Below are 21,389 nucleotides of genomic sequence, written 5' to 3' on the forward strand. Positions count from 1 at the left end.
CTGGCGGAATCCACGGATTCCGGCAGGGGCACTGTCGTCGCTACGGGGTTCAGTGCTGCTGGGCCTTGCGGCGGCGCGTCACCAGGAAGCCACCGGCGCCCGCGAGGGCGACGGCGACGGCGGCGATGATGCCGACGGGGGCGGAAGAGCCGGTCTCCGCGAGGTCACCGGTGCCGGTGCCGCCGGAGGCGGACGGCGTCGCGCCGGCGGAGGCCGAGTCGGTGGCGGACGGCGTCTCGGTGCCGCCCGGAGTGCCGGGGGTCGCCGACCCGGTCGGCGTGCCGGTCGGGGTCTCCGTGCCCGGGGTGCCCGTGCTCGGGGTGCCGGTGCCCGGGGTCTCCGTCTCGGCGGGCGGGCAGTCGGTCTTGAAGACCTTGTGCTTGGCGCGGCCGTTCTCGCCCTCGAAGTTCCAGAACAGCTTGTACTGGCCGTTCGGGAGCGTCATGTCCTCGGTGCGCTCATGGCCGTCGGCGTCGAGCGTGATGAGGCCGGACTTGACCGTCGTGCCCTTGTCCTGGTCGTTGTTGGCCCAGGCCTCGATGTGCCAGTTCACCTTCTGGCCGGCGTCGAAGCCGAAGGCGTCGACGTAGAAGGTGCAGACCTTGGGCTCGTTCTGACGGAGCTCCTCGCCGGTCTTCGAGTCGTGGATCTTCACGGTGCCGTTGTCGCCGTTGGGCTTGCCGGTGGCCGAAGCCGCCGGGGCCAGCACCAGGGAGCCCGCCACGGCGGCGACCAGGGCGCCGGTCGGGATGATGAGGGATCGTCGCATGTGCAGTCGTCCATCTGGGATGAGGGATGCCGTGGGAGGTGGCAGACGCGCAGCTTAGCGGCTGTTTTCGGCCACTCATCACCCTTGGCCGGTAACAATCAGAGCGCGAAGAACGTCCCCACGAGCAGCACCGCGCCCACCCCCGCCATCGACCACGCCGTCCGCGTCAGCCGCAGGCCGCCGCCTATCAGCGGGGACGCCAGGAGCAGTGCTCCGCCCAGCGGGAGCCAGGCGTGCAGGCCGCCGCCCCAGCCCGTGCGGACCGCCTCGCTCGTGCCCGGCTTCACGACCACCGGCAGCGTCTGGCCCTTGGCGGCCGCCACCGAGTGGTCGATCGTCAGGGTGGTGTGCGTCGACGGCGGACCGGACGGTGCGTAACGGCCGCTGCACGTCTCCTCGTTGCAGCCGGTCACCGTCAGCGTGCCGTGCTCACGGCCCTTGGAGAGCAGGACGTGCTGCGCCGTTCCCCACGACGACCAGGCCCCCGCGACGAGGAGCAGCAGGGCGATCAGGGCCATGGCGGCGTTACGGGCGTGCGTCATGACCCGCGATCGTACAGTCGTACCGCGACGGCCCGACCGTCAGGAGTTGTACGCCGACTGCGCGCGCTCCAGACCCTCCGCCACCAGGCACTCGACGGAGTCCGCCGCCCGGTCCACGAAGTAGTCGAGCTCCTTGCGCTCCGTCGAGGAGAAGTCCTTCAGGACGAAGTCCGCGACCTGCATCCGGCCCGGCGGACGCCCGATGCCGAACCGCACCCGGTGGTACTCCGCGGTCATCGCCTTCGTCATCGACTTCAGACCGTTGTGGCCGTTGTCGCCGCCGCCGATCTTCAGCCGCAGCACCCCGTAGTCGATGTCCAGCTCGTCGTGGACCGCCACGACGTGCGCCGTCGGCACCTTGTAGAAGTCGCGCAGCGCCGTCACCGGACCGCCCGACAGGTTCATGTACGACATCGGCTTCGCGAGGATCACCCGGCGGTTGGCCGGTCCGGGCGGGCCCATCCGGCCCTCCACGACCTGCGCCTGCGCCTTCTGCGCCCGCTTGAACTTGCCGCCGATGCGGTCCGCGAGCAGGTCCACCACCATGAAGCCCACGTTGTGGCGGTTGGCCGCGTACTCCGGCCCCGGGTTGCCGAGGCCGACGATCAGCCAGGGGGCGTTCGCGTCGTCCGTCATGGGGGTCTCGTCTCCTCGTGTGCGTACCGGCATGGGAACAGAAGAAACGGGGTGACGGGCCCGAACGGCCCGTCACCCCGTCGCGTCAAGCAGAGCCTACGGCTCAGGCCTCGGCGCCCTCGGCGGCCTCGCCCTCGGCGGCGGCCTCACCCTCGGCGGCCGGCTCCTCGGCCTGCGCGGCCAGGATCTGGATGGCGACGGCGTCGGCGTCGGTCACCAGGGAGGTGCCCTTCGGCAGCGCGATGTCCTTGGCGAGGATGGAGGCGCCGGCCTCCAGGCCCTCGATGGAGACCGTGACGGACTCGGGGATGTGGGTGGCCTCGGCCTCGACGGAGAGCGTGTTCAGCACGTGCTCCACCAGGAAGGTGCCGGGGGCCAGCTCACCCTCGGTCTCGATCGGGACCTCGACGGTGACCTTCTCGCCGCGCTTCACGAGGAGCAGGTCGACGTGCTCCAGGAAGCCCTTCAGCGGGTCGCGCTGCACGGCCTTCGGGATCGCCAGCTCGTTCTTGCCCTCGAGCTCGAGGGAGAGCAGGACGTTCGGGGTACGCAGGGCGAGCAGCAGCTCGTGGCCCGGCAGGGTGATGTGGACCGGGTCGGTGCCGTGACCGTAGAGAACGCCGGGGACCTTGCCCTCGCGGCGGACGCGGCGCGCCGCACCCTTGCCGAACTCGGTACGGGTCTCGGTGGCGAGCTTCACCTCGGACATGTGCACTCCTCGTAGTAAAGGTGACGAATGTGACCTGTCACCCGGCCACGACTGGCGATGGCCTGCTACGAAGAGCGCGTCGATAACGGACCGCCGTACCACCACGGGTACGGCCTCCCTCGCCGAGCAACTACGGCAGTCTACTCGGCCACGGCCGAGCCGCCCAATTGGATCATCGGGGGCGTACGCGAAGGGCCCGCTTCCTGATCAGGAAGCGGGCCCATCGTCGAAAACTGTCAGTGCTCCTCGAAGAGGCTCGTCACCGAACCGTCCTCGAACACCTCACGCACCGCGGCGGCGATCGTCGGGGCGATCGACAGGACCGTGATCTTGTCCAGCTCCAGGGAGCTCGGCACCGGCAGCGTGTCCGTGAAGACGAACTCGCTGACCTTGGAGTTCTTCAGACGGTCGGCGGCCGGCCCGGACAGGATGCCGTGCGTGGCCGTCACGATGACGTCCTCCGCGCCGTGCGCGAAGAGCGCGTCGGCGGCGGCGCAGATCGTGCCACCCGTGTCGACCATGTCGTCCACCAGGACACAGACACGGCCACGGACGTCACCGACGACCTCGTGGACCGTCACCTGGTTGGCGACGTCCTTGTCACGGCGCTTGTGCACGATCGCCAGCGGCGCGTCGAGGCGGTCGCACCAGCGGTCCGCCACCCGCACACGACCCGCGTCCGGAGACACGATCGTCAGCTTCGAACGGTCCACCTTGCTGCCCACGTAGTCCGCGAGGACCGGGAGCGCCGACAGGTGGTCCACCGGGCCGTCGAAGAAGCCCTGGATCTGGTCCGTGTGCAGGTCGACCGTGAGGATCCGGTCCGCACCCGCCGTCTTCAGCAGATCGGCGACCAGACGGGCCGAGATCGGCTCACGGCCACGGTGCTTCTTGTCCTGACGGGCGTAGCCGTACGACGGGATGATCACGGTGATGCTCCGCGCGGAAGCCCGCTTCAGAGCGTCGAGCATGATCAGCTGCTCCATGATCCACTTATTGATCGGAGCCGTGTGGCTCTGGATCAGGAAGCAGTCCGCGCCACGAGCCGACTCCTGGAAGCGAACGTAGATCTCACCGTTCGCGAAGTCGAAAGCCTTGGTCGGCACGAGGCCGACACCCAGCTGGTGCGCGACCTCCTCGGCCAGCTCGGGGTGGGCGCGGCCGGAGAAGAGCATCAGCTTCTTCTCGCCGGTCGTCTTGATCCCGGTCACAGCACTGTCTCCTCAGACGTGTCTTCTGGTCGCGATCTCCGCGCTCCCGTGCGCGTGTGCGAGCCAGCCGAATTTATGTGCACGTATCACGGTACGCCGAGTTCGACGTACCTGTTTCCGGTCAGCTTTCGCCGGCGGGCTCCTCGGTGGCCACCTGAGCGGCCTGCGCCGCGGCGCTGCCGGGCCGCTTCCGGGCAACCCAACCCTCGATATTCCGCTGCTGGCCACGGGCGACAGCCAGTGCACCGGCCGGCACATCCTTGGTGATCACGGACCCGGCGGCGGTGTACGCGCCGTCCCCGATCGTGACAGGCGCCACAAACATGTTGTCCGAGCCCGTCTTGCAGTGCGAACCCACCGTCGTGTGGTGCTTCGCCTCACCGTCGTAGTTCACGAAGACGCTCGCCGCGCCGATGTTCGTGTACTCACCGATCGTCGCATCGCCCACGTAGGAGAGGTGCGGGACCTTGGTTCCCTCGCCGATCGTGGCGTTCTTCATCTCCACGTACGTACCGGCCTTGGCCTTCAGGCCCAGGTTCGTCCCCGGACGCAGGTACGCGAACGGTCCGACGGAGGCGCTCTCGCCGATCACGGCGGAGTCGGCGACCGTGTTGTCCACACGGGCGCCCTTGCCGACCGTGGTGTCCTTCAGGCGCGTGTTCGGGCCGACCTCGGCGTCCTCGGCGATGTGGGTGGCGCCGAGGAGCTGCGTACCCGGGTGGATCACGGCGTCGCGCTCGAACGTCACGGTGACGTCGACGAACACCGACGCCGGGTCGACGACGGTCACACCGGCGGTCATGGCGCGCTCGAGGAGACGCTGGTTGAGCAGCGCGCGGGCCTCGGCCAGCTGCACCCGGTTGTTGATCCCGAGGATCTCCCGGTGGTCGCCCGCGACGGACGCGCCCACCCGGTGACCGGCCTCGCGGAGGATGGACAGCACGTCGGTGAGGTACTCCTCGCCCTGGCTGTTGTCCGTCCGCACCTTGCCGAGCGCGTCGGCGAGCAGCCGGCCGTCGAAGGCGAAGACCCCGGAGTTGATCTCCCGGATCGCCCGCTGCTCCTCGGAGGCGTCCTTGTGCTCGACGATCGCGGTCACGGCGCCCGAGGCGTCCCGGACGATGCGGCCGTAGCCGGTGGAGTCCGGCACCTCGGCGGTCAGCACGGTGACGGCGTTGCCGTCGGCGGCGTGGGTGCCGGCGAGGGCGGTCAGGGTCTCCCCGGAGAGCAGCGGGGTGTCGCCGCACACGACGACGACGGTCCCGTCGGGAGCCTGGCCCAGCTCTTCGAGCCCCATGCGAACGGCGTGACCGGTGCCGTTCTGCTCGTACTGGACGGCGGTGCGGGTACCGGCGTAGTGCGCGTCGAGATGCGCGGTGACCTGCTCACGGGCGTGCCCGACGACCACGACGAGGTGCTCGGGCTCCAGCTCGCGCGCGGCGGACACGACGTGTCCGACGAGGGAACGTCCGGCGATTTCGTGCAGGACCTTGGGAGTCTTCGACTTCATGCGGGTGCCCTCACCCGCTGCGAGGACGACGACGGCGGCCGGGCGGTTGGCGCTCACGGGAATGCCCTTCGGCTTCGGGTGGTGGACACCCGCAGGATACCGGGGGGTACAGGGCCGGATATGAGTGCGGGTCCTGACCGAGAGGTCGGGACCCGCACCGAGGTTCTGTGTGCTGTGGCTCCCAGGGAAGGAATCGAACCCTCATTCAATGGACCAAAACCATTTGTCCTGCCATTAGACGACCTGGGATGGTTCGTCCTCTATGTCCGATTAGCGAGATCGGGCACGCGGGCAGCCCCTACTATGCCGTACCAGGCCCCCTCGATGCGACGGTACAGATCGGCGCTCTTGCGGACGCACACCACGAGGCAGCCGTGGTAGTCGTCGCCCACGTTCTTTCTGCGGGTCTTCGGGTTGTGCCGCTTGAGTGTCGTCTTGCCGAACGATGCCGGATCGACACCTACGAGATCGGCCCAGTACAGCCTCGCCGCCTCGGCGTCCGCGCTCTCGTGGATCATGACGTAGAAGCTGCGGCGCGCCGGCTCGATGTCGAGGAGATCGAGCCAGGCGCTGAACGTCTTGATCATGCCGGGGTCGCTGTTGACGAATGTGACCCGCTCGCGGCGGGCGTACGGCTTGTCCTTCGTTCCCTCAGCCCAGTAGAGGGCTACGCCCACCAGGAACAGCTCCCGGTCGGAGAGGTCGCCGATCTCGTCGGCCGCGGCCTGCTTGGTCCGGGTCCGTTCCTCCTCGCGGACGCGGAGAGTCGCCTCCCACCCCCTGCGGGCGATTGCCGACGCCTCCTCGCGCGTACGTTGCCGCTCCGGCTTCGGGAGGTCGCGTACCCAGAGCGAGATCGAACTCTTCGAGCAGCCCAGCTCGACCTGGATCTGGTCGTATGTCATGCCCTGCGCGCGTAGCTCGCGCGCCCGGGCCCGGAGGTCGTCCTTCGCGCGTGGGCGCTTCGTCCAGTCCGGGGGAGGCTCGCCCTCCAGGAGGCGGTTGAGGATGTCGTTGTTGTGGACGTGGAGGCGGTCGCGGATCTGGCGACGGCTGAGGCCCTCGCGGCGTAACGCGGTCGCCTGTTCGCGCAGGCGGTCGAAGTCCGCGTACTTGCTCGTGATGGATGTCATACGAACACCATCGTCCGGAATCCGGACGTCCGGGTCGAATGCCTGGGCGATTCAGTAGTTCGAGGGACTGGTGTGTGTACGCGGTTGACGTGCGGCGCTTCCGGTCGCGGCAGTCTTCGGAAAATGGCTGGCCGCCGCCCGTAGGCTGGAGGGCATGACCACAACGGGGGCACACCGGGACGCGACGGGCATGACGCCCGGCGGTCTGTGGTGGTGGGGGAGACGGCGCAGTGCGGTGCTCGACATCGGGCTTGCCGCCGTGTCGGCGGTGGAGTGCGCGGTCGAGGGGGTCGGCTTCGCCGACAAGGCGGGGCTGCCGGTGCCCGTGGGGGTGCTGTTCGGGCTGATCGTCGGCTCGGTGCTGCTGGTGCGGCGCCGGTGGCCGATGGTCCCCGTCCTGGTCTCGATCGCGGTGACACCCGCTGAGATGGCCTATGTGATGGGGATCGTCGGGCTGTACACGCTCGCCGCCTCCGAGGTGCCGCGCAGGATCACTGCCGCGCTCGCCGGTATGTCGACGGTCGCCGTCTTCGTCGTGACGGTGGTGCGCGTACGGGAGGACGTCGCGCAGGCCCCCGCCGGTCAGCCGGATTTCGACGCCAGTGGCTGGTACGTCCCGGTCGTCGCCGTCTTCCTGACCCTGGGCCTCAACGCGCCCCCGGTGCTCTTCGGCCTCTACATAGGGGCGCGGCGCCGGCTCATGGAGAGTCTGCGGGAGCGTGCGGACAGCCTGGAGCAGGAGCTGTCGCTGCTCGCGGACCGGGCCGAGCAGCGGGCGCAGTGGGCGCGGCAGGAGGAGCGGACGCGGATCGCGCGCGAGATGCATGACGTGGTCGCGCACCGGGTGTCGTTGATGGTCGTGCACGCGGCCGCGCTGCAGGCGGTGGCGTTGAAGGATCCGCAGAAGGCCGTGAAGAACGCGGCCCTGGTCGGTGACATGGGGCGGCAGGCCCTGACGGAGCTGCGCGAGATGCTGGGCGTGCTGCGGGAGGGCGGGGTGGCGGGGGTGCCGTCGGCCGTTCCGCTGGCGGCCGTCGGGCGGGCGGCCGCCGCCGCGGCCGAGGCGGCCTCGGAGGACGGGCCGTGTCTGGACGCGCTGGAGGAGCTGGTCGAGCAGTCGCGGCAGGCGGGCGCGGTCGTGGAGCTGACGGTCCTCGGCGAGGCCCGGGCGTACGCGGCGGAGGTCGAGCGGACCGCGTACCGCGTGGTCCAGGAGGCGCTCACGAACGTGCACAAGCACGCGGCGGGCGCCAAGGTCGTGGTCCGGCTCGCGCACCGCGAGGCGGAGGTCGCGATGCAGGTCGAGAACGGCCCCTCGGACGCGGAGGCCGCCGACGCCCACCTGCCGAGCGGCGGCAACGGACTGGTCGGCATGCGGGAGCGTGTGATGCGGCTCGGCGGCGTGTTCGTGTCCGGTCCGACGGACGCGGGCGGGTTCCGGGTGTCGGCGGTGCTGCCGGTGGGGGAGCGGGCCGCGTAGACGGTCTACGCGGCCCCGGCTCGGCGCGGGCTTCAGCCCGCCACCAGGCGCGTCGGCTGGGTCCCCGTGACCAGGGTCGCCAGGGCCGCGTCTATGTCCCGGCCCAGGAACCAGTCGCCGGTGTGGTCCAGGCAGTAGACCCGGCCCTCCAGGTCTATCGCGAGGACCGCCTGGTGCTCGCCCTCCGCTCCCAGCGGGGAGATCTCCGTGTCGAGGGCCCGCCCGAGGTCCGACAGGGTACGGGCCAGGTGGAGACCGGCCAGGGGGTCGAAGTGGAGGGTGGCCGGGGCGATCTGGCGGCCCGCGCCCGGTGCGGTGACCTGGAGGCCGCCGAACTCCGCCCATGCCTCGACGGCCGCGGGGAACACGCTGTGCCGGTGACCGCCCGGCGAGACGTGGGCGCGCAGGGCGTCGGCCCACTGTTCGGCGAGCTTTATGTCCCAGCGGCCCGGCTGCCATCCCGCCTCGCGGAGCGCGGCGTCGACGTTGACCGGGAAGCGGGTGGTGCTCAGGTGGTCGGGCATGAAGGTGCGGTCAGCCGTTCTCGACAGTCGAGGTGGGGTCGACGGTGCGGACACCGAAGTGGGCGAGCATCGCCGTACAGGAGCGGCACGGGGCGGCGTAGCTGCCGTGCAGCGGGTCGCCGTCCTCGCGGATGCGGCGCGCGGTGAGTTTGGCCTGCTTGAGGGAGCGGCGCGCTTCGCTGTGGGTGAGGGGTTTGCGCTGGGCGCGCTTGGAGCGGCCGGTCTCGGTGGCGGTCAGGTGGCGGGAGAGCAGGATGGCTTCGGGGCAGCGTCCGGTGAAGCGTTCGCGCTGACCGCTGGTGAGGGTGTCCAGGAAGTCCTGGACGAGCGGGTGCAGAGCGGGCGGCCGGTCGGCTCGGCCGGCGGTGCACGTGAGGGTCTCGCCGCGTACGGACAGCGCGGCGCCGACGGTGGGGAGGATGCCGTCGCGGCGGAAGCGCAGTAACGGGGCGCGAGTGGACTCGGTGCTGCTCCAGTTGAGGCGTGGGTCACCCTGCGTGGGCGTCGGTGTTGCGTACATGGTGCGTTCTTCCCCTCCTGCAATCCCCCCGGAGTTGCTGGAACAGAGTGCCAAATGGGACGCCTCATGTGGAAGCGGGGTACTCGAACCGGTCGTGGGTGTGTCGTAACTATCGCCGGTACGTCATCCGGTCGTGACAGTTGGTCACGGGCTGTGTTCAAGGGGAGAGTGCGGGACGGGTGTCGGAGGGGTGTCGGACGGGTGGAGGGATCGGGCCGGGTCACGGGCTTGTGGCACCGCATAGGCTGTGCGGAATCAGCCAGCAGCCAGCGCAGGGGGCAACCGCCATGACGACAGGTCGGCTCGGGCTGGGGGCACCTCCCGGCCCCCAGGGCCGGGGGAACGCCGCGCCACCGAACGCGGCTTACGCCGGGCAGGTCGTGCACTTCCCGGACCCGGTCCGCGCCTCCCGGCATCCTAGAGGGGTGCGGGTGGACGAACACGGTTTTCCGGACTTCTCGCCGTATGCCAGGGCGGCGGCGGAGATCGCCGATCCGCCCGAGGGCTTCGGAGTCGACGAGTTGCGGCTGACGGACTTCGTGTCGGCGAACGCGGCGCTCGCCGCGACCGGTCATGAGCTGTGGGACACGATTCCGCCGGTGGCGACCCCGCACGGCTGGACCTGGCACCACGTGGCGGGCAGCCGGCGGATGGAGCTCGTCCCCGTCGAGGTGAAGGCACTGCTGCGCCACCACGGCGGGGTGGCGACGGCCGCCGTCGACCACGCCAAGCGCGGTACGCGTCCGCTCCAGGAGACCCGGCCCGCCCATTTCGGGCTGCCGAAGGGCCTGGTGTCGGTGTCCGAGCAGCAACTGCTCGGCGTGGAGGAGGACCTGGGGTACCGCCTGCCGGGCGCGTACCGCTCCTTCCTGAAGGCGGCGGGCGGCTGCGCGCCGGTCGGCGCGGCGCTGGACGCGGAGTTGGGCCTCCTGATCGACCAGCCGTTCTTCACGGTCCGTGAGGAGGCGGGGGTCAATGACCTCGTCTACGTCAACAAGTGCCTGCGTGACCATCTGACCAAGGACTATCTGGGCGTCGGTTTCGTCCAGGGCGGGATCCTGGCGCTGAAGGTGAAGGGCGACCGGATCGGGACGGTGTGGTTCTGCGCGTACGACGACGCGCGGGACTCCGGCGAGGTCGCCGCCGCGTGGAGCGTGGCGGAGCGCGTGGAGCGCCTGCTGCTGCCGTGCGGCGAGGACTTCGACGCGTTCCTGCAGCGTCTCGCGGGCAATCCGCCGGAGCTGGAGACGGTGGCGAACCTGATGGTGGACGGCGGCTTCGCGCGCGCTGTTCCTGTGGTCCCGGTGGGGGAGTGAACTGGCTGTGGTGACGTTCGCGCAGGCGCAGGAGCGCGCCGAGGAATGGATCAACGGTGACGTGCCGGCGTACCAGCACCGGGAGGTGCGGGTACGGGAGTTCGGGCTCGGTTTCGTCGTGTGGGCGGAGGACCGCGAGGGCGGTCCCATCTCGGACGGCGGCCGCCAGCGGCTGGTCATCGCCCGGGACAGCGGCGAGGCGACGCTGTGGCCCGGACTGCCGGTGGGTGAGGTGATCCGGCGGTACGAGGAGGAGTACGGCGCGGTCGAGGACGAGGCGGGCGCGCCTCCGGCGCCGCCGGAGCGGGTCGATCTGAACGCGACGTCGTTCCTGCTGAGCCCGCCCGAGTGGCTGCAGGACGCGGCGGACAAGCTGGGCCTGCCGCCGAAGGGGCCGAACGCGTCCCAGGCGGGCGGGAGTTCGTCCACCCCGGAGGCCACGGACGGGGCTACGGGGGGCGGTTCGCCGTCGCCCGAGCAGCCGGTCCGCGACGCGTCGGAGGGGCGGTCGGTCGACTACGAGCCGACGGCTTCCGACGGGGTGCCCGCGGAGACGCCTGCCGAGGTGCCCGCTCAGAGGCCCGCCGAGAGGCCTGTGGCCCCGGCGGCCAGCAGCCCGTGGGCGGACGCCAACGCGAGTTCGGGCGGTGCGGACGGCTCCGTACCGCTGCCGGCGACCGTCTTCGCGCCGCCGCTCTCGGGCGCGGACGACGACGACACGCCACTGCCGATCGTGGGCGCGGACGCCCCGACGGCCCTGATGGCGGGCGGCAGCGCGCTCCCGCCGACGGCGATCGCCCAGGCCCTCGACCCGCACGCCCCGCCGCCGCCGGGCGCCGAGACGCCGTTCCCGCCGAGTGCGCCGAGTGCGCCGGGTGTTCCGGGTGCGCCGGGCGGTTCGCTCGGGTCCGGTGTTCCGGGTGCGCCGGGTGGCTCGCTCGGGTCCGGTGTTCCGGTTCCGCCCGGTCCGTCGACGCCCGCTCCCGCTCCCGGTGCGCCCACGCCGCCGCCCGCGCCGGGTGCGCCGGGCGCAGGGGACATCGCGGACGCCGCGACCAGCAAGGCCGCGGTGCCGCCGCGCGGTGCGCGCGGGGGCGGGGGGAGCACCCCTCCGCCGCCGCAGGCGCCGGGCGTTCCCGGTGCGCCCGCGGGTGGTTACGTACGGACGCAGCTGGTGTCGCAGCTCGGGCCCGACGGCCCCCTGCCTCCCGGCCCGCCCGGAGCTCCGGGTGCGCCTGGGGCCCCTGGGGCGCCCACGCCCCCCGGTCCACCCGCTCCTCCCGGGCCGGCCACGCCGCAGCAGCCGGTGCACCAGGCCGCGACCATGCTCGCGCACCCGAGCCAGGGCGGCCCCGGTGCGCCGGTGCCCCCGCCCGCGCCGCCGGGCATGCCCGGCATGCCCAGTGCTCCTGGTGCTCCAGGTGCGCCCGGTGCCCCCGGTGGCTCCGACGGTGCCGGAGTCGCGCACGCCGCGACGATGCTCGCGCACCCCGGTCCCGGCGGGATCGCCCCGCCCGGACCCCCCGGTGTCCCTGGCGCCCCCGGTGCTCCCGGTGCTCCCGGGACTCCGCCCGGTGGGGTGCACCACGCGGCCACGATGCTGGCGCAGCCGGGCCCGGGTGGGCCGCCGGCTCCGCCGGGACCGCCGCCGTCCGTGCAGGGCGCGCCGCCGGCACCGCCCGCGTACGGGTACCCGCAGCAGCCGCCCGGTCAGCCGACCGTCGGCCCCGGCTACCAGGCCGTGCTGCGCTACCGCGCGCCCGACGGCTCCGAGGCCCAGATCATCCGGCGGTCCGCTCCCGGCACCCCGCACCCCGAGTGGCAGATCCTGCACGAGCTGCGCGCGATGAACGTGCCGCCGCAGCAAGTGCTTGAGCTGCACACGGAGTTGGAGTCCTGTGAGCTGCCGGGTGGCTACTGCGCCCGGATGATCAGGGAGACCTGGCCGCAGGCGCGGATCACCAACATCGCGCCGTACGGCAGGGATCACGCGGGCCGCCAGCAGGGCATGCGGCAACTCATCACCCACCAGGGCGAGTTGCATCAGGTCGCCGACGGTCCGGCGCGGCCCGCGCCGGTGCGGGCTCCGCTGCCGCAGGTGCAGCCGGCGCCGCCGATCCCGCCGGACGGGATCGCGCAGGAGATGGCGGGCGCCTTCGGGCCCGGCATCTGCCGGTTCGACCAGCGGGCGGTGTCGCGCCAGGGCGTGCCGGAGGTCGTGGCGCTGACGCTCGTATGGGCGGGGCTTCCGGCCGATTTCGGGCCGTTCTTCTGGGCGCAGCCGGCCCAGCCGGTGGTGCCGACGCTCGCGGAGCTCGCGGCGCAGCGGCAGATCCAGCCGGCGTCGGACGCGGGCTCGTACCTCGTGATCGGTTCGGACTTCGGGCGGGCGATCTGCGTCCAGTACGGGACCGCGCACATCGTCGCCGTACCGGTCGAGGCCGGTCCGGGCGGTGCGCCGGTGCCGCCGCAGTTCGTGAACAGCGGGCTGCCGGAGTTCACCCGGTCCATGGCGCTCCTCGGGCGGATGTGGCGGCTGCGGTTCGGGCTCAACCCGGAGCAGGCGGGCCGCTGGACGGTCGATTTCCAGGCGCAGTTGGCGATGCTGGACCCGGCGGCGCTCGCGTCGCCGGAGAACTGGTGGTCGGTGCTCCTGGAGCAGATGTGGGACGGCCTGCTGTAGCCCACCTGTAGGCCGTATGTGACGAAAGGCGCCCGGCGTGAACGACACGTCGGGCGCCTTTTGTCGTGCCTGATGACGCATCCTTGGCATTTGAGGCAGTAAGCCCGTTGCAGCCATTACGGAAGGGGCGTCAGGGATGGACTTCGCCGTCGGACGGGGCCGCGGTTACCGCCCCGAGCAGGTCGACCGTCATCTCGCCGCGCTCTCCGGGGATCGCGACGCGGCGTGGGAACGGGCGGCCCGGCTGACGGTGCTCGCGAAGGAGATGGGGGCGGAGGCGGCCCGGCTGCGGGCGGAGGTCGAGGCGCTCGCGCCCCAGCGGTACGAGTCGCTGGGCGAGGGGGCGCGGAAGATCCTGGAGCTTGCGGAGGCGGAGGACGAGCGTCTCGTACGGGCCGCGGAGGCCGAGGCGCACTCCCTCGCGGCGGCGGCCGAGGAGGCGGCGAGCGCGGCGACGGAGGCGGCCCGGGCGTACGCGGACGCGGTACGGGCGGAGGCGGAGGACACCGCCGGCGCGACCCTCCGGGCGGCGGGCGCGGAGGCTGACGCGCTGCGCGCGGCGGCCCGCGAGGAGGCGGGCGAGCGCCGGGCGCGGGCGCGGGAGGCGTTCGAGGACTCGGTCCGCCGGGCGTCGGCGCTCCTGGAGTCCCAGCGTGCCGAGCAGGCGGTCGTACGGGAGAAGGCCGAGCACACGGCGTCGTCCCGGGCGGCCGGCCTGGACGCCCACCACGAGGAACTTGTCGCAGCTGCGCAGGCCCGGCTCGCGGAGACCGAACGCGCCCTCGCGCGGGCGGAGGAACAGACCCGGCACGAGCAGGAGGACGCGGAGGCCCGCGCGGCCGAACTCCTCGCCGAGGCACGGGCGCACGGCGAACGCACCGAACGCGCCACGGAGCGCGTGCTGCGGGAGCACGAGGAGGCCCGCGAGGAGATCCACTCCCACATGGAACACATCCGCGCCTCGCTGGCGGGGCTGACGGGGAGGGTGGGCGGTAACCCCGCACAGGAGGAGTCGGCGCCCGGACCGGAACAGGGACCGGAGAAGGAACAGGAACCGGAGACGGAGACGGAGACGGAGACGGGCGACCGGTGACAGGGCGGCCAGGGACCGGCCGTCCGTCCGGCGATCCCCCGGGCCGCCGGGCCCCCGGGCCGCCGGGGGCGCGGCGAGCGGGCGCGTTAGCCTCCTTCCTCTAGGGGAGGGAAGTACTTGAAGCACGTACGCATATCCGGCCGCCGTCTCGCGGCCGTCGCTGTCACCGTCGTCCTCGCCGCCACCGGCGGCACGCTCACCGCACTCCCGGCCGTGGCCGCGCCGGCCGCCACCAAGGAGGACCCGCAGCAGACCACTGTGGCGTTCCCCCTCAACGCGGACGTCGTCGGCGCGGGGCCGAGCGGCTTCCTGTCGAAGACCCGCGGCAACGCGCCCGAGTTCCGCTGGACCCGGTACGCGGACGGCTCGTCGACCGTGCTGCCCGGCGCCGCCGCCGCCGGTGGCGGGGCGGACCTCGTCGTCACCGGCAACCGGGCTCTGCTGTCCGTCAGTTCGGTGATCCGGATCCACGACGTGTCGAAACCCGCCGTGACGTCGGTGGAGATCGACCTCGACGCGCTCGGCGACTACGACTACTCGGGTCTGGCCGACGACACCCTGCTCCTCGGGAAGTACGAGGGCGGCTACCGGGTGCAGTACGCCGCCACGCTCGACGAGGCCGTGCTCGCCGGCGGCACGCCGAAGCTCCGCAAGCTGGTCGGCGGGCCCCTCGTCGACTGCGCCGCCGCCGATGAGGCATGGACCGACACCGCCTCCGCGCTCTACGACTGCTCGATCGGCGAGACGCGGGGGCCCGCCAAGATCCACGTCGATCTCGCCACGGGGGCGCAGTCCTGGCATGTCCAGGAAAAGGACCAGTGGGCCTGGGACGGCGGTGGCTGGGGGATCTACGACCGGGTCGTGTCCGTCGGAAACGTGGCGGGGGGTTCCGAGCCCGACAGCATCGCCCGCGACCGCTCCGGCGCGCTCTGGCTGTACCGGGGCACCGGCGACCGGAACGCGCCGCTCGCCGGCCGGACGTCGATCGGCGGCGGTTGGCAGATCTACGACCGGATCACCGGCGGCAGCGATGTCACCGGCGACGGACGGTCCGACGTCCTCGCCTCCGACAAGTCCGGTGCTCTGTGGCTCTATCCGGGTACCGGGAACGCCAACGCCCCCTTCTCCGCCCGCAAGAAGATCGGCGGCGGCTGGGGGATCTACAACGAGATCACTGCCGTCGGCGACCTCGCCGGCGCTCCTGCCGGAGACCTCCTCGCCCGCGACAAGGCCGGGGTGCTCTGGCTGTACCTCGGCAAGGGCGACGGCACCTTCGCCGCCCGGACCCGGGTCGGTGCCGGCTGGGGTACCTTCGCCGGGCTCACCGCCGTCGGTGACGCCAACGGCGACGGACGCGCCGACCTCCTCGCCTGGAACGGTGACGAGACCTTCTACGCGGGTACGGGCGACTGGCGGGCCCCCTTCGAGCCGGGCGCTCGGGTGAGCCTGACCCAGGACTCGTCGTACGGCACCGTCTTCTAGTAGTACAACCGCCGCTTGTACGCGAGAGAGCCCTGCCGTCCGAGCCGGACGGCAGGGCTCTTCGGCGACAGGCCCTAGGCCGCCCAGATCACGAGGCCGACCGCGATCGAGCACATCGCGAGACCGGTGACGAGCGCGCGGGCCGGGACGGACAGGCGGCGGACGGGGGGCGTGCGGAGCAGGACGAACGGTACGGCCGCGATGGCGAGGCACATCGGCGCCCAGCGGAGCGGGATCCCCTCGGTCGGCCCCGTGTCCGCCGCCGCCCACAGCGCCAGGAACCCCAGACCCGAGAGCAGCAGGAGGGCGACCGCCCACAGCACGGCCGCCACCACGGCGACGCCGGTCCCGCGAGGGGATGGCGTCGGGCGGGCGGGGCCGTAGGGCGTCGTGTACGTGTCGGGGTTCATGGCCGGTTCCTTCGGACGGGGTGACCTCATTGTCGAGGCCGGGGCGCCGCCCGGGCATGGGCGCCCATGCTCATCTCCGGGCGGGCACGTACTCAGGCCGGCCCGGCCTCCTGCTCCTTGTGTTCCTTCAGGACCGGGAAGCGGCGCGGGGCCAGGGTCAGGAGGACCAGGAGGGCGAGGGCGGCCGCGCCCGCGGCGCCCAGGTAGACGTAGTCGACGGCCGCGTCGACCGCGCGGCGCAGGGCGTCGTCGGCGTGGTCCAGGGCGTAGGCGAGGCTGTCCAGGTCGGCGTCGGCGCCCAGGCGGGAGGCGAGGACGCCGTTGGCGATCGCGCCGAAGAGCGCGGCGCCGACGCTCTGGCCGACCTGGCGGCAGAAGAGGACGGACGCGGTCGTCGTGCCGCGCTCCTCGTAGGGGACGGTCGACTGGACCCCGACGATGAGCGGGAGTTGGAAGAGGCCGAGCGCGCCGCCGAGCAGGAACATCAGCAGGGCCGGCTGCCAGGGTTCCCCGGGGAAGGGCAGGAGGGGGAAGGCGAGCAGGACGAGCAGGGCGAGGGTGATGCCGATGACGGCGGTGAGGCGGAAGCCGATGCGGTTGTAGACCCGGTTGGAGAAGGCGGCCGAGATGGGCCAGCTGAGGGTCATCGCGGAGAGGACGAAGCCGGCGGCTATCGGGCCGAGGCCGAGGACGGCCTGGGCGTAGGTGGGCAGGAAGACGGTCGGGGCGACCATCAGGAGGCCGAGCGCGCCGAGGGCCAGGTTGACGGCGGAGATCGTGCGACGGCGCCAGATCCAGCCGGGGATGATCGGTTCGGCGGCGCGGCGCTCGACGAGGACGGTCACTCCGGCGAGGGCGAGCGCGCCCGCGAAGAGGCCGAGGGAGGGCGCGGAGAGCCAGGGCCAGGCGACGCCGCCCTGGACGAGGGCGGTGAGCAGGAGGGTGCCGGTCGCGAAGATGGCGAGCGCGCCGGCCCAGTCGACGGACACCTTCCGGCGCTTGGGGGCCTCGCCGCCCTCCATCGCCCCGGTGCCCGCCCGCTCCGGCTCCACCAGGTAGCGGGCGATCAGCCACAGCGCGACCAGGCCCACCGGAAGGTTGATCAGGAAGATCCAGCGCCAGTCGGCGTATCCGGCGAGCAGGCCGCCCGCGGCCGGGCCCGCGACGGAGGCCGTCGCCCAGACCGAGGAGAGCTTCGCCTGGATCTTCGGGCGCTCCTTCAGCGGGTACAGGTCCGCCGCGATCGTCTGGATCGTGCCCTGGAGCGCGCCGCCGCCGAGGCCCTGGACGACCCGGAAGGCGATCAGCGAGCCCATGTTCCAGGCGGCCGCGCACAGGAGGGAGCCGATGAGGAAGAGGATCGTTCCGGCGATCAGGACCGGCTTGCGGCCGAAGGTGTCGCAGAGCTTTCCGTACACCGGCAGGGTGACCGTGACGGCGAGCAGGTAGCCGGAGAAGAGCCAGGAGAAGACGGAGAGGCCGCCGAGGTCGCCGACGATCTGCGGTACGGCGGTCGAGACGACGGTGCCGTCGAGCGCGGCCAGCGCCATCCCCAGCATCAGCGCCGCGACGACCGGGCCGCGCCCGCGCGGGGTCGTCGTCGGTGCCGCCGTCTGCCGCGTGGTCGTGCGTGACACCCCGGCCCTCCATCCGATGGGTCATACATCTAAATCCGTCGGAACAGCCTCCCACTCGAACCGTGGGTGGAGAACCCCTAGGGGTCTCTCCCTCCTAGAGGCCAGGGGTGGTTCGTCCCGGCGGAGGAGGAGGACGGGAGCGGCCGTCCTTACCTTGGTCTTACGGAAAACCCCAGGGCGAAGAGTGCGACAGGCACCAGTGATTCATCGCCCGGCTTCTCGCAGACTCGGATGCGAACCCGGACGCGGGTTCGGACTCGGACGCGGGTCCGGACTCGTCGACTGCGAGTCGGATCCTCCCTCACCCCATCAGCCCAGGCGACCGCCAGGCACCCGTCCAGACATAGGAGACATACCGTGACTTCGGCTGTGACCATCCCCCACCACGGGGACACCGCAGGGCGTACGGCCGTCGCCGCGCGGGCGCGGCAGGTCGTCAAGGCGTACGGTGCCGGTGAGACGCGAGTCGTCGCCCTCGACCATGTGGACGTGGACATCGCCCGTGGGCGGTTCACCGCGATCATGGGCCCGTCCGGCTCCGGCAAGTCGACCCTGATGCACTGCCTCGCCGGGCTCGACACCGTCACCAGCGGCCAGATCCACCTGGACGAGACCGAGATCACCGGTCTGAAGGACAAGCGGCTCACCCAACTGCGCCGCGACCGGATCGGCTTCATCTTCCAGGCGTTCAACCTGCTGCCGACGCTCAACGCGCTCGAGAACATCACCCTGCCCATGGACATCGCCGGGCGGAAGCCGGATCAGGCCTGGCTCGACCGGGTCGTCTCCACCGTCGGGCTCGCCGACCGGCTCAAGCACCGGCCCACCCAGCTCTCCGGCGGCCAGCAGCAGCGCGTCGCCGTGGCCCGCGCCCTCGCCGCGCGCCCCGAGATCATCTTCGGGGACGAGCCGACCGGCAACCTCGACTCCCGTGCCGGGGCCGAAGTCCTCGGCTTCCTGCGGCAGTCGGTGGACGAGCTGGGCCAGACCATCGTGATGGTCACCCACGACCCGGTGGCCGCCAGCCACGCCGACCGGGTCCTCTACCTCGCGGACGGCCGGATCGTGGACGAGATGCACCGGCCCACCGCCGAGGCCGTCCTCGACCGGATGAAGGACTTCGACGCCCGGGGGCGTACGTCATGACCGTGCTCAAGACCTCCCTGCGCAACTTCCTCGCGCACAAGGGCCGCATGGCGCTCTCCGCCGTCGCCGTCCTGCTCTCCGTGGCGTTCGTGAGCGGCACGCTCGTCTTCACGGACACCATGAACACCACGTTCGACAAGCTCTTCTCGGCGACGGCCGCCGATGTGACCGTCAGCCCGAAGAACGCGGCGACCGACGACGAGATCCCGCAGTCAGGACGCCCCGAGACGCTGCCGGCCTCGACCGTCGGCAAGGTCGCCGCGGCGGAGGGCGTCAAGTCCGCCGAGGGCAAGGTCATCTCGATGAGCGTGACCGTCGCCGACGCGAAGAACAACAACCTCGGCTCCTCCACCGGCGCCCCGACGATCGCCGTCAACTGGAGTCCCAGGGAACTGAATTCCATGGAGATCACCTCCGGTCACGCCCCGCGCGGGCCGACCGAGGCGCTCCTGGACGCCGGTACGGCCGAGAAGCACAAGCTGAAGATCGGCGACGAGCTCCGCACGATCGCGGTGACCGGTGACTTCACCACCCGCATCTCCGGCATCGCGGACTTCAAGGTCACCAACCCCGGTGCCACGGTCGTCTACTTCGACACCGCCACCGCGCAGCGCCACCTCCTCGGCAAGAGCGGCGCGTTCACCAACATCGAGGTGACGGCCGCGCCCGGCTTCAGCCATGAGCAGGTGAAGAAGAACGTCTCCGCCGCGGTGGGCAGCGAGTACAAGCTCCTGACGCAGGCCGAGTCCGCCGACGAGGGCCGCAAGGACGTCGAGGGCTTCCTCACCCCGATGAAGTACGCGATGCTCGGCTTCGCCGGGATCGCGCTGCTCGTCGGCATCTTCCTCATCGTCAACACCTTCTCCATGCTGGTCGCCCAGCGCACCCGCGAGATCGGCCTGATGCGGGCCATCGGCTCCAGCCGCAGCCAGATCAACCGTTCCGTGCTGGTCGAGGCGCTGCTCCTCGGTGTCGTCGGCTCGATCACGGGTGTCGCGGCGGGCGTCGGGGTCGCGATCGGCCTGATGGAGCTGATGTCCGCGATGGGCATGGAGCTGTCCACCGAGGACCTGACGGTGAAGTGGACGACCCCCGCCGTCGGTCTCGTCCTCGGCGTGGTCGTCACCGTCCTCGCCGCGTACATCCCGGCCCGCCGGGCCGGCAAGGTCTCCCCGATGGCCGCCCTGCGCGACGCGGGCACCCCGGCCGACGGCCGGGCCGGGCGGGTCAGGGGCGGGCTCGGCCTGCTCCTCACGCTGGGCGGCGCGGCCGCGCTGTGGGCGTCGACGCGGGCCGCCGAGGCCGGTCCGGGCGCGCTCTGGCTCGGGGTCGGGGTGGTCCTCTCCCTCGTCGGCTTCATCGTCGTCGGGCCGCTGCTCGCCGGCGGGGTCGTGCGGGTGCTCGGCGCCGTCGTCCTGCGGGTCTTCGGCCCGGTGGGGCGGATGGCCGAGCGGAACGCGCTGCGCAACCCGCGCCGTACGGGAGCGACCGGGGCCGCGCTGATGATCGGGCTCGCGCTGGTGGCGTGCCTGTCGGTGGTGGGCTCGTCGATGGTGGCCTCGGCCACGGACGAGCTGGACCGCTCCGTGGGCGCGGACTTCATCGTGCAGTCCGCGAACGGGCAGCCGATCGTGCCGCAGGCGCAGGCGGCCCTGGAGAGGACGCCGGGCCTGGAGCACGTCACGGAGTACACCTGGGTCGAGGCGACGATCACCGACCCGAAGGGCAAGGCGGTCGAGAAGGGTCTGGTCGCCGCCGAGCCGACGTACGCGAAGGATCTGCGGCGCGACACGACGGCCGGTGAGCTGACCGCCGCGTACGGCGCGAACGCGATGTCGGTGGGCAGCGACTACGCGACCGAGCACGGCGTGAAGGTCGGTGACGAGCTGACCGTCGCCTTCAAGGGCGGCGAGCGCGCGAAGCTGCGGGTCGCGGCGATCACGTCGGACGAGAACAACGTCGACAAGGGCGTGATGTACACGAACCTGACGACGGCGGAGAAGTACCTGCCGGCCGAGCGCGTGCCGCAGAGCATGATCCTCTTCGCGACGGCGCAGGACGGCAAGGAGACGGAGGCGTACGCGGCGCTGAAGGACACGCTGGCGGCGTATCCGCAGTACAAGGTGCAGAACCAGGCCGACTACAAGCAGGACCTGAAGGACCAGGTCGGCCAGCTGCTCAACATCGTGTACGGCCTGCTGGCGCTCGCGATCATCGTCGCGGTGCTCGGTGTGGTGAACACGCTGGCGCTCTCGGTGGTGGAGCGGACCCGGGAGATCGGCCTGATGCGGGCGATCGGCCTCTCGCGCCGGCAGCTGCGCCGCATGATCCGCCTGGAGTCGGTGGTCATCGCGCTCTTCGGCGCCCTGCTCGGCCTGGCCCTCGGCATGGGCTGGGGCACCTCGGCCCAGCAGCTCCTCGCCCTGGAGGGCCTGGGCGTCCTGGAGATCCCCTGGCCGACGATCCTGACGGTCTTCGTCGCCTCGGCCTTCGTGGGCCTCTTCGCCGCCCTGGTCCCGGCCTTCCGCGCGGGCCGCATGAACGTCCTGAACGCGATCGCGAGCGAGTAGCGCGGCACGCGGACAGGT

The 21,389-nt window shown here is 71.8% G+C and carries 18 protein-coding genes and 1 tRNA gene; 7 read left to right on the forward strand and 12 right to left on the reverse strand.

Translation table 11 applies throughout. From position 1 onward, the window contains the following. Positions 1-49: 49 nt before the first annotated feature. The 8 genes from AB0F56_RS24440 to AB0F56_RS24475 all read right to left on the reverse strand — a co-directional run bounded on the left by AB0F56_RS24440 (position 50) and on the right by AB0F56_RS24475 (position 6,510). Positions 50-769: an LPXTG cell wall anchor domain-containing protein gene (locus AB0F56_RS24440; protein ID WP_362013268.1), complete on the reverse strand. Its 720-nt coding sequence runs from the start codon at positions 767-769 to the stop codon at positions 50-52. A 98-nt stretch (positions 770-867) separates the two neighbouring features. Beyond that, on the reverse strand, positions 868-1,311 hold the full coding sequence (locus AB0F56_RS24445; protein ID WP_362013270.1) for a hypothetical protein: 444 nt from the start codon (positions 1,309-1,311) through the stop codon (positions 868-870). 39 nt (positions 1,312-1,350) lie between these two features. Continuing rightward, complete coding sequence (gene pth, locus AB0F56_RS24450) at positions 1,351-1,947, reverse strand: aminoacyl-tRNA hydrolase (RefSeq protein ID WP_362013272.1); 597 nt, start codon at positions 1,945-1,947, stop codon at positions 1,351-1,353. A gap of 103 nt (positions 1,948-2,050) precedes the next feature. After that, positions 2,051-2,656, reverse strand: coding sequence for a 50S ribosomal protein L25/general stress protein Ctc (locus tag AB0F56_RS24455; RefSeq protein ID WP_362013273.1), 606 nt, complete (start codon positions 2,654-2,656; stop codon positions 2,051-2,053). A 236-nt stretch (positions 2,657-2,892) separates the two neighbouring features. Further along, complete coding sequence (locus tag AB0F56_RS24460) at positions 2,893-3,867, reverse strand: ribose-phosphate diphosphokinase (protein WP_362013274.1); 975 nt, start codon at positions 3,865-3,867, stop codon at positions 2,893-2,895. 121 nt (positions 3,868-3,988) lie between these two features. Next, on the reverse strand, positions 3,989-5,434 hold the full coding sequence (glmU, locus tag AB0F56_RS24465; RefSeq protein WP_362013275.1) for a bifunctional UDP-N-acetylglucosamine diphosphorylase/glucosamine-1-phosphate N-acetyltransferase GlmU: 1,446 nt from the start codon (positions 5,432-5,434) through the stop codon (positions 3,989-3,991). A gap of 118 nt (positions 5,435-5,552) precedes the next feature. Beyond that, positions 5,553-5,626 (reverse strand) — tRNA-Gln (locus tag AB0F56_RS24470). Between the two features lie 11 nt (positions 5,627-5,637). Then, entirely contained in the window at positions 5,638-6,510 is an 873-nt protein-coding gene (locus AB0F56_RS24475) for a hypothetical protein (protein WP_362013276.1), read from the reverse strand. 154 nt (positions 6,511-6,664) lie between these two features. Between AB0F56_RS24475 and AB0F56_RS24480 the strand changes: the two genes are divergently transcribed. Then, positions 6,665-7,990, forward strand: coding sequence for a histidine kinase (locus AB0F56_RS24480; protein WP_362013278.1), 1,326 nt, complete (start codon positions 6,665-6,667; stop codon positions 7,988-7,990). A gap of 32 nt (positions 7,991-8,022) precedes the next feature. On the opposite strand, the gene AB0F56_RS24485 is transcribed toward AB0F56_RS24480, so the two are convergent. Next, the gene (locus AB0F56_RS24485; protein WP_362013280.1) at positions 8,023-8,514 is read right to left on the reverse strand and encodes an SUKH-3 domain-containing protein; all 492 of its coding nucleotides are present in this window, start codon (positions 8,512-8,514) and stop codon (positions 8,023-8,025) included. A gap of 10 nt (positions 8,515-8,524) precedes the next feature. Then, positions 8,525-9,034 (reverse strand): YwqJ-related putative deaminase, encoded by a 510-nt coding sequence (locus AB0F56_RS24490; protein WP_362013282.1) that lies wholly within the window; start codon positions 9,032-9,034, stop codon positions 8,525-8,527. Between the two features lie 287 nt (positions 9,035-9,321). Here AB0F56_RS24490 and AB0F56_RS24495 point away from each other — a divergent pair, with 287 nt between their 5' ends. The 4 genes from AB0F56_RS24495 (at position 9,322) to AB0F56_RS24510 (ending at position 15,608) form a co-directional block, all read left to right on the forward strand. Next, on the forward strand, positions 9,322-10,350 hold the full coding sequence (locus tag AB0F56_RS24495) for an SMI1/KNR4 family protein (RefSeq protein ID WP_362013284.1): 1,029 nt from the start codon (positions 9,322-9,324) through the stop codon (positions 10,348-10,350). 7 nt (positions 10,351-10,357) lie between these two features. Then, positions 10,358-13,033 carry an SUKH-4 family immunity protein gene (locus tag AB0F56_RS24500; protein ID WP_362013286.1) on the forward strand — a complete coding sequence of 892 codons (2,676 nt, stop codon included), beginning with the start codon at positions 10,358-10,360 and terminating at the stop codon, positions 13,031-13,033. Between the two features lie 136 nt (positions 13,034-13,169). Beyond that, the gene (locus AB0F56_RS24505) at positions 13,170-14,126 is read left to right on the forward strand and encodes a cellulose-binding protein (RefSeq protein ID WP_362013288.1); all 957 of its coding nucleotides are present in this window, start codon (positions 13,170-13,172) and stop codon (positions 14,124-14,126) included. A 117-nt stretch (positions 14,127-14,243) separates the two neighbouring features. After that, positions 14,244-15,608, forward strand: coding sequence for a VCBS repeat-containing protein (locus AB0F56_RS24510; protein WP_362013290.1), 1,365 nt, complete (start codon positions 14,244-14,246; stop codon positions 15,606-15,608). 74 nt (positions 15,609-15,682) lie between these two features. On the opposite strand, the gene AB0F56_RS24515 is transcribed toward AB0F56_RS24510, so the two are convergent. Together AB0F56_RS24515 and AB0F56_RS24520 are read right to left on the reverse strand one after the other, a co-directional pair. Continuing rightward, the gene (locus AB0F56_RS24515) at positions 15,683-16,018 is read right to left on the reverse strand and encodes a hypothetical protein (RefSeq protein ID WP_362013291.1); all 336 of its coding nucleotides are present in this window, start codon (positions 16,016-16,018) and stop codon (positions 15,683-15,685) included. Positions 16,019-16,110: 92 nt separating this feature from the next. Then, positions 16,111-17,655, reverse strand: coding sequence for an MFS transporter (locus AB0F56_RS24520; RefSeq protein WP_362013292.1), 1,545 nt, complete (start codon positions 17,653-17,655; stop codon positions 16,111-16,113). A 357-nt stretch (positions 17,656-18,012) separates the two neighbouring features. Between AB0F56_RS24520 and AB0F56_RS24525 the strand changes: the two genes are divergently transcribed. Beyond that, positions 18,013-18,801: an ABC transporter ATP-binding protein gene (locus AB0F56_RS24525; protein ID WP_362013294.1), complete on the forward strand. Its 789-nt coding sequence runs from the start codon at positions 18,013-18,015 to the stop codon at positions 18,799-18,801. Further along, a complete protein-coding gene (locus AB0F56_RS24530; RefSeq protein WP_362013296.1) occupies positions 18,798-21,371 on the forward strand; it encodes an FtsX-like permease family protein in 2,574 nt (857 codons plus the stop codon). Before AB0F56_RS24525 ends, AB0F56_RS24530 begins: the two co-directional genes overlap by 4 nt. Positions 21,372-21,389 lie beyond the last annotated feature (18 nt).

The organism is Streptomyces sp. NPDC026092 (assembly GCF_040638605.1).
Classification (GTDB): domain Bacteria; phylum Actinomycetota; class Actinomycetes; order Streptomycetales; family Streptomycetaceae; genus Streptomyces.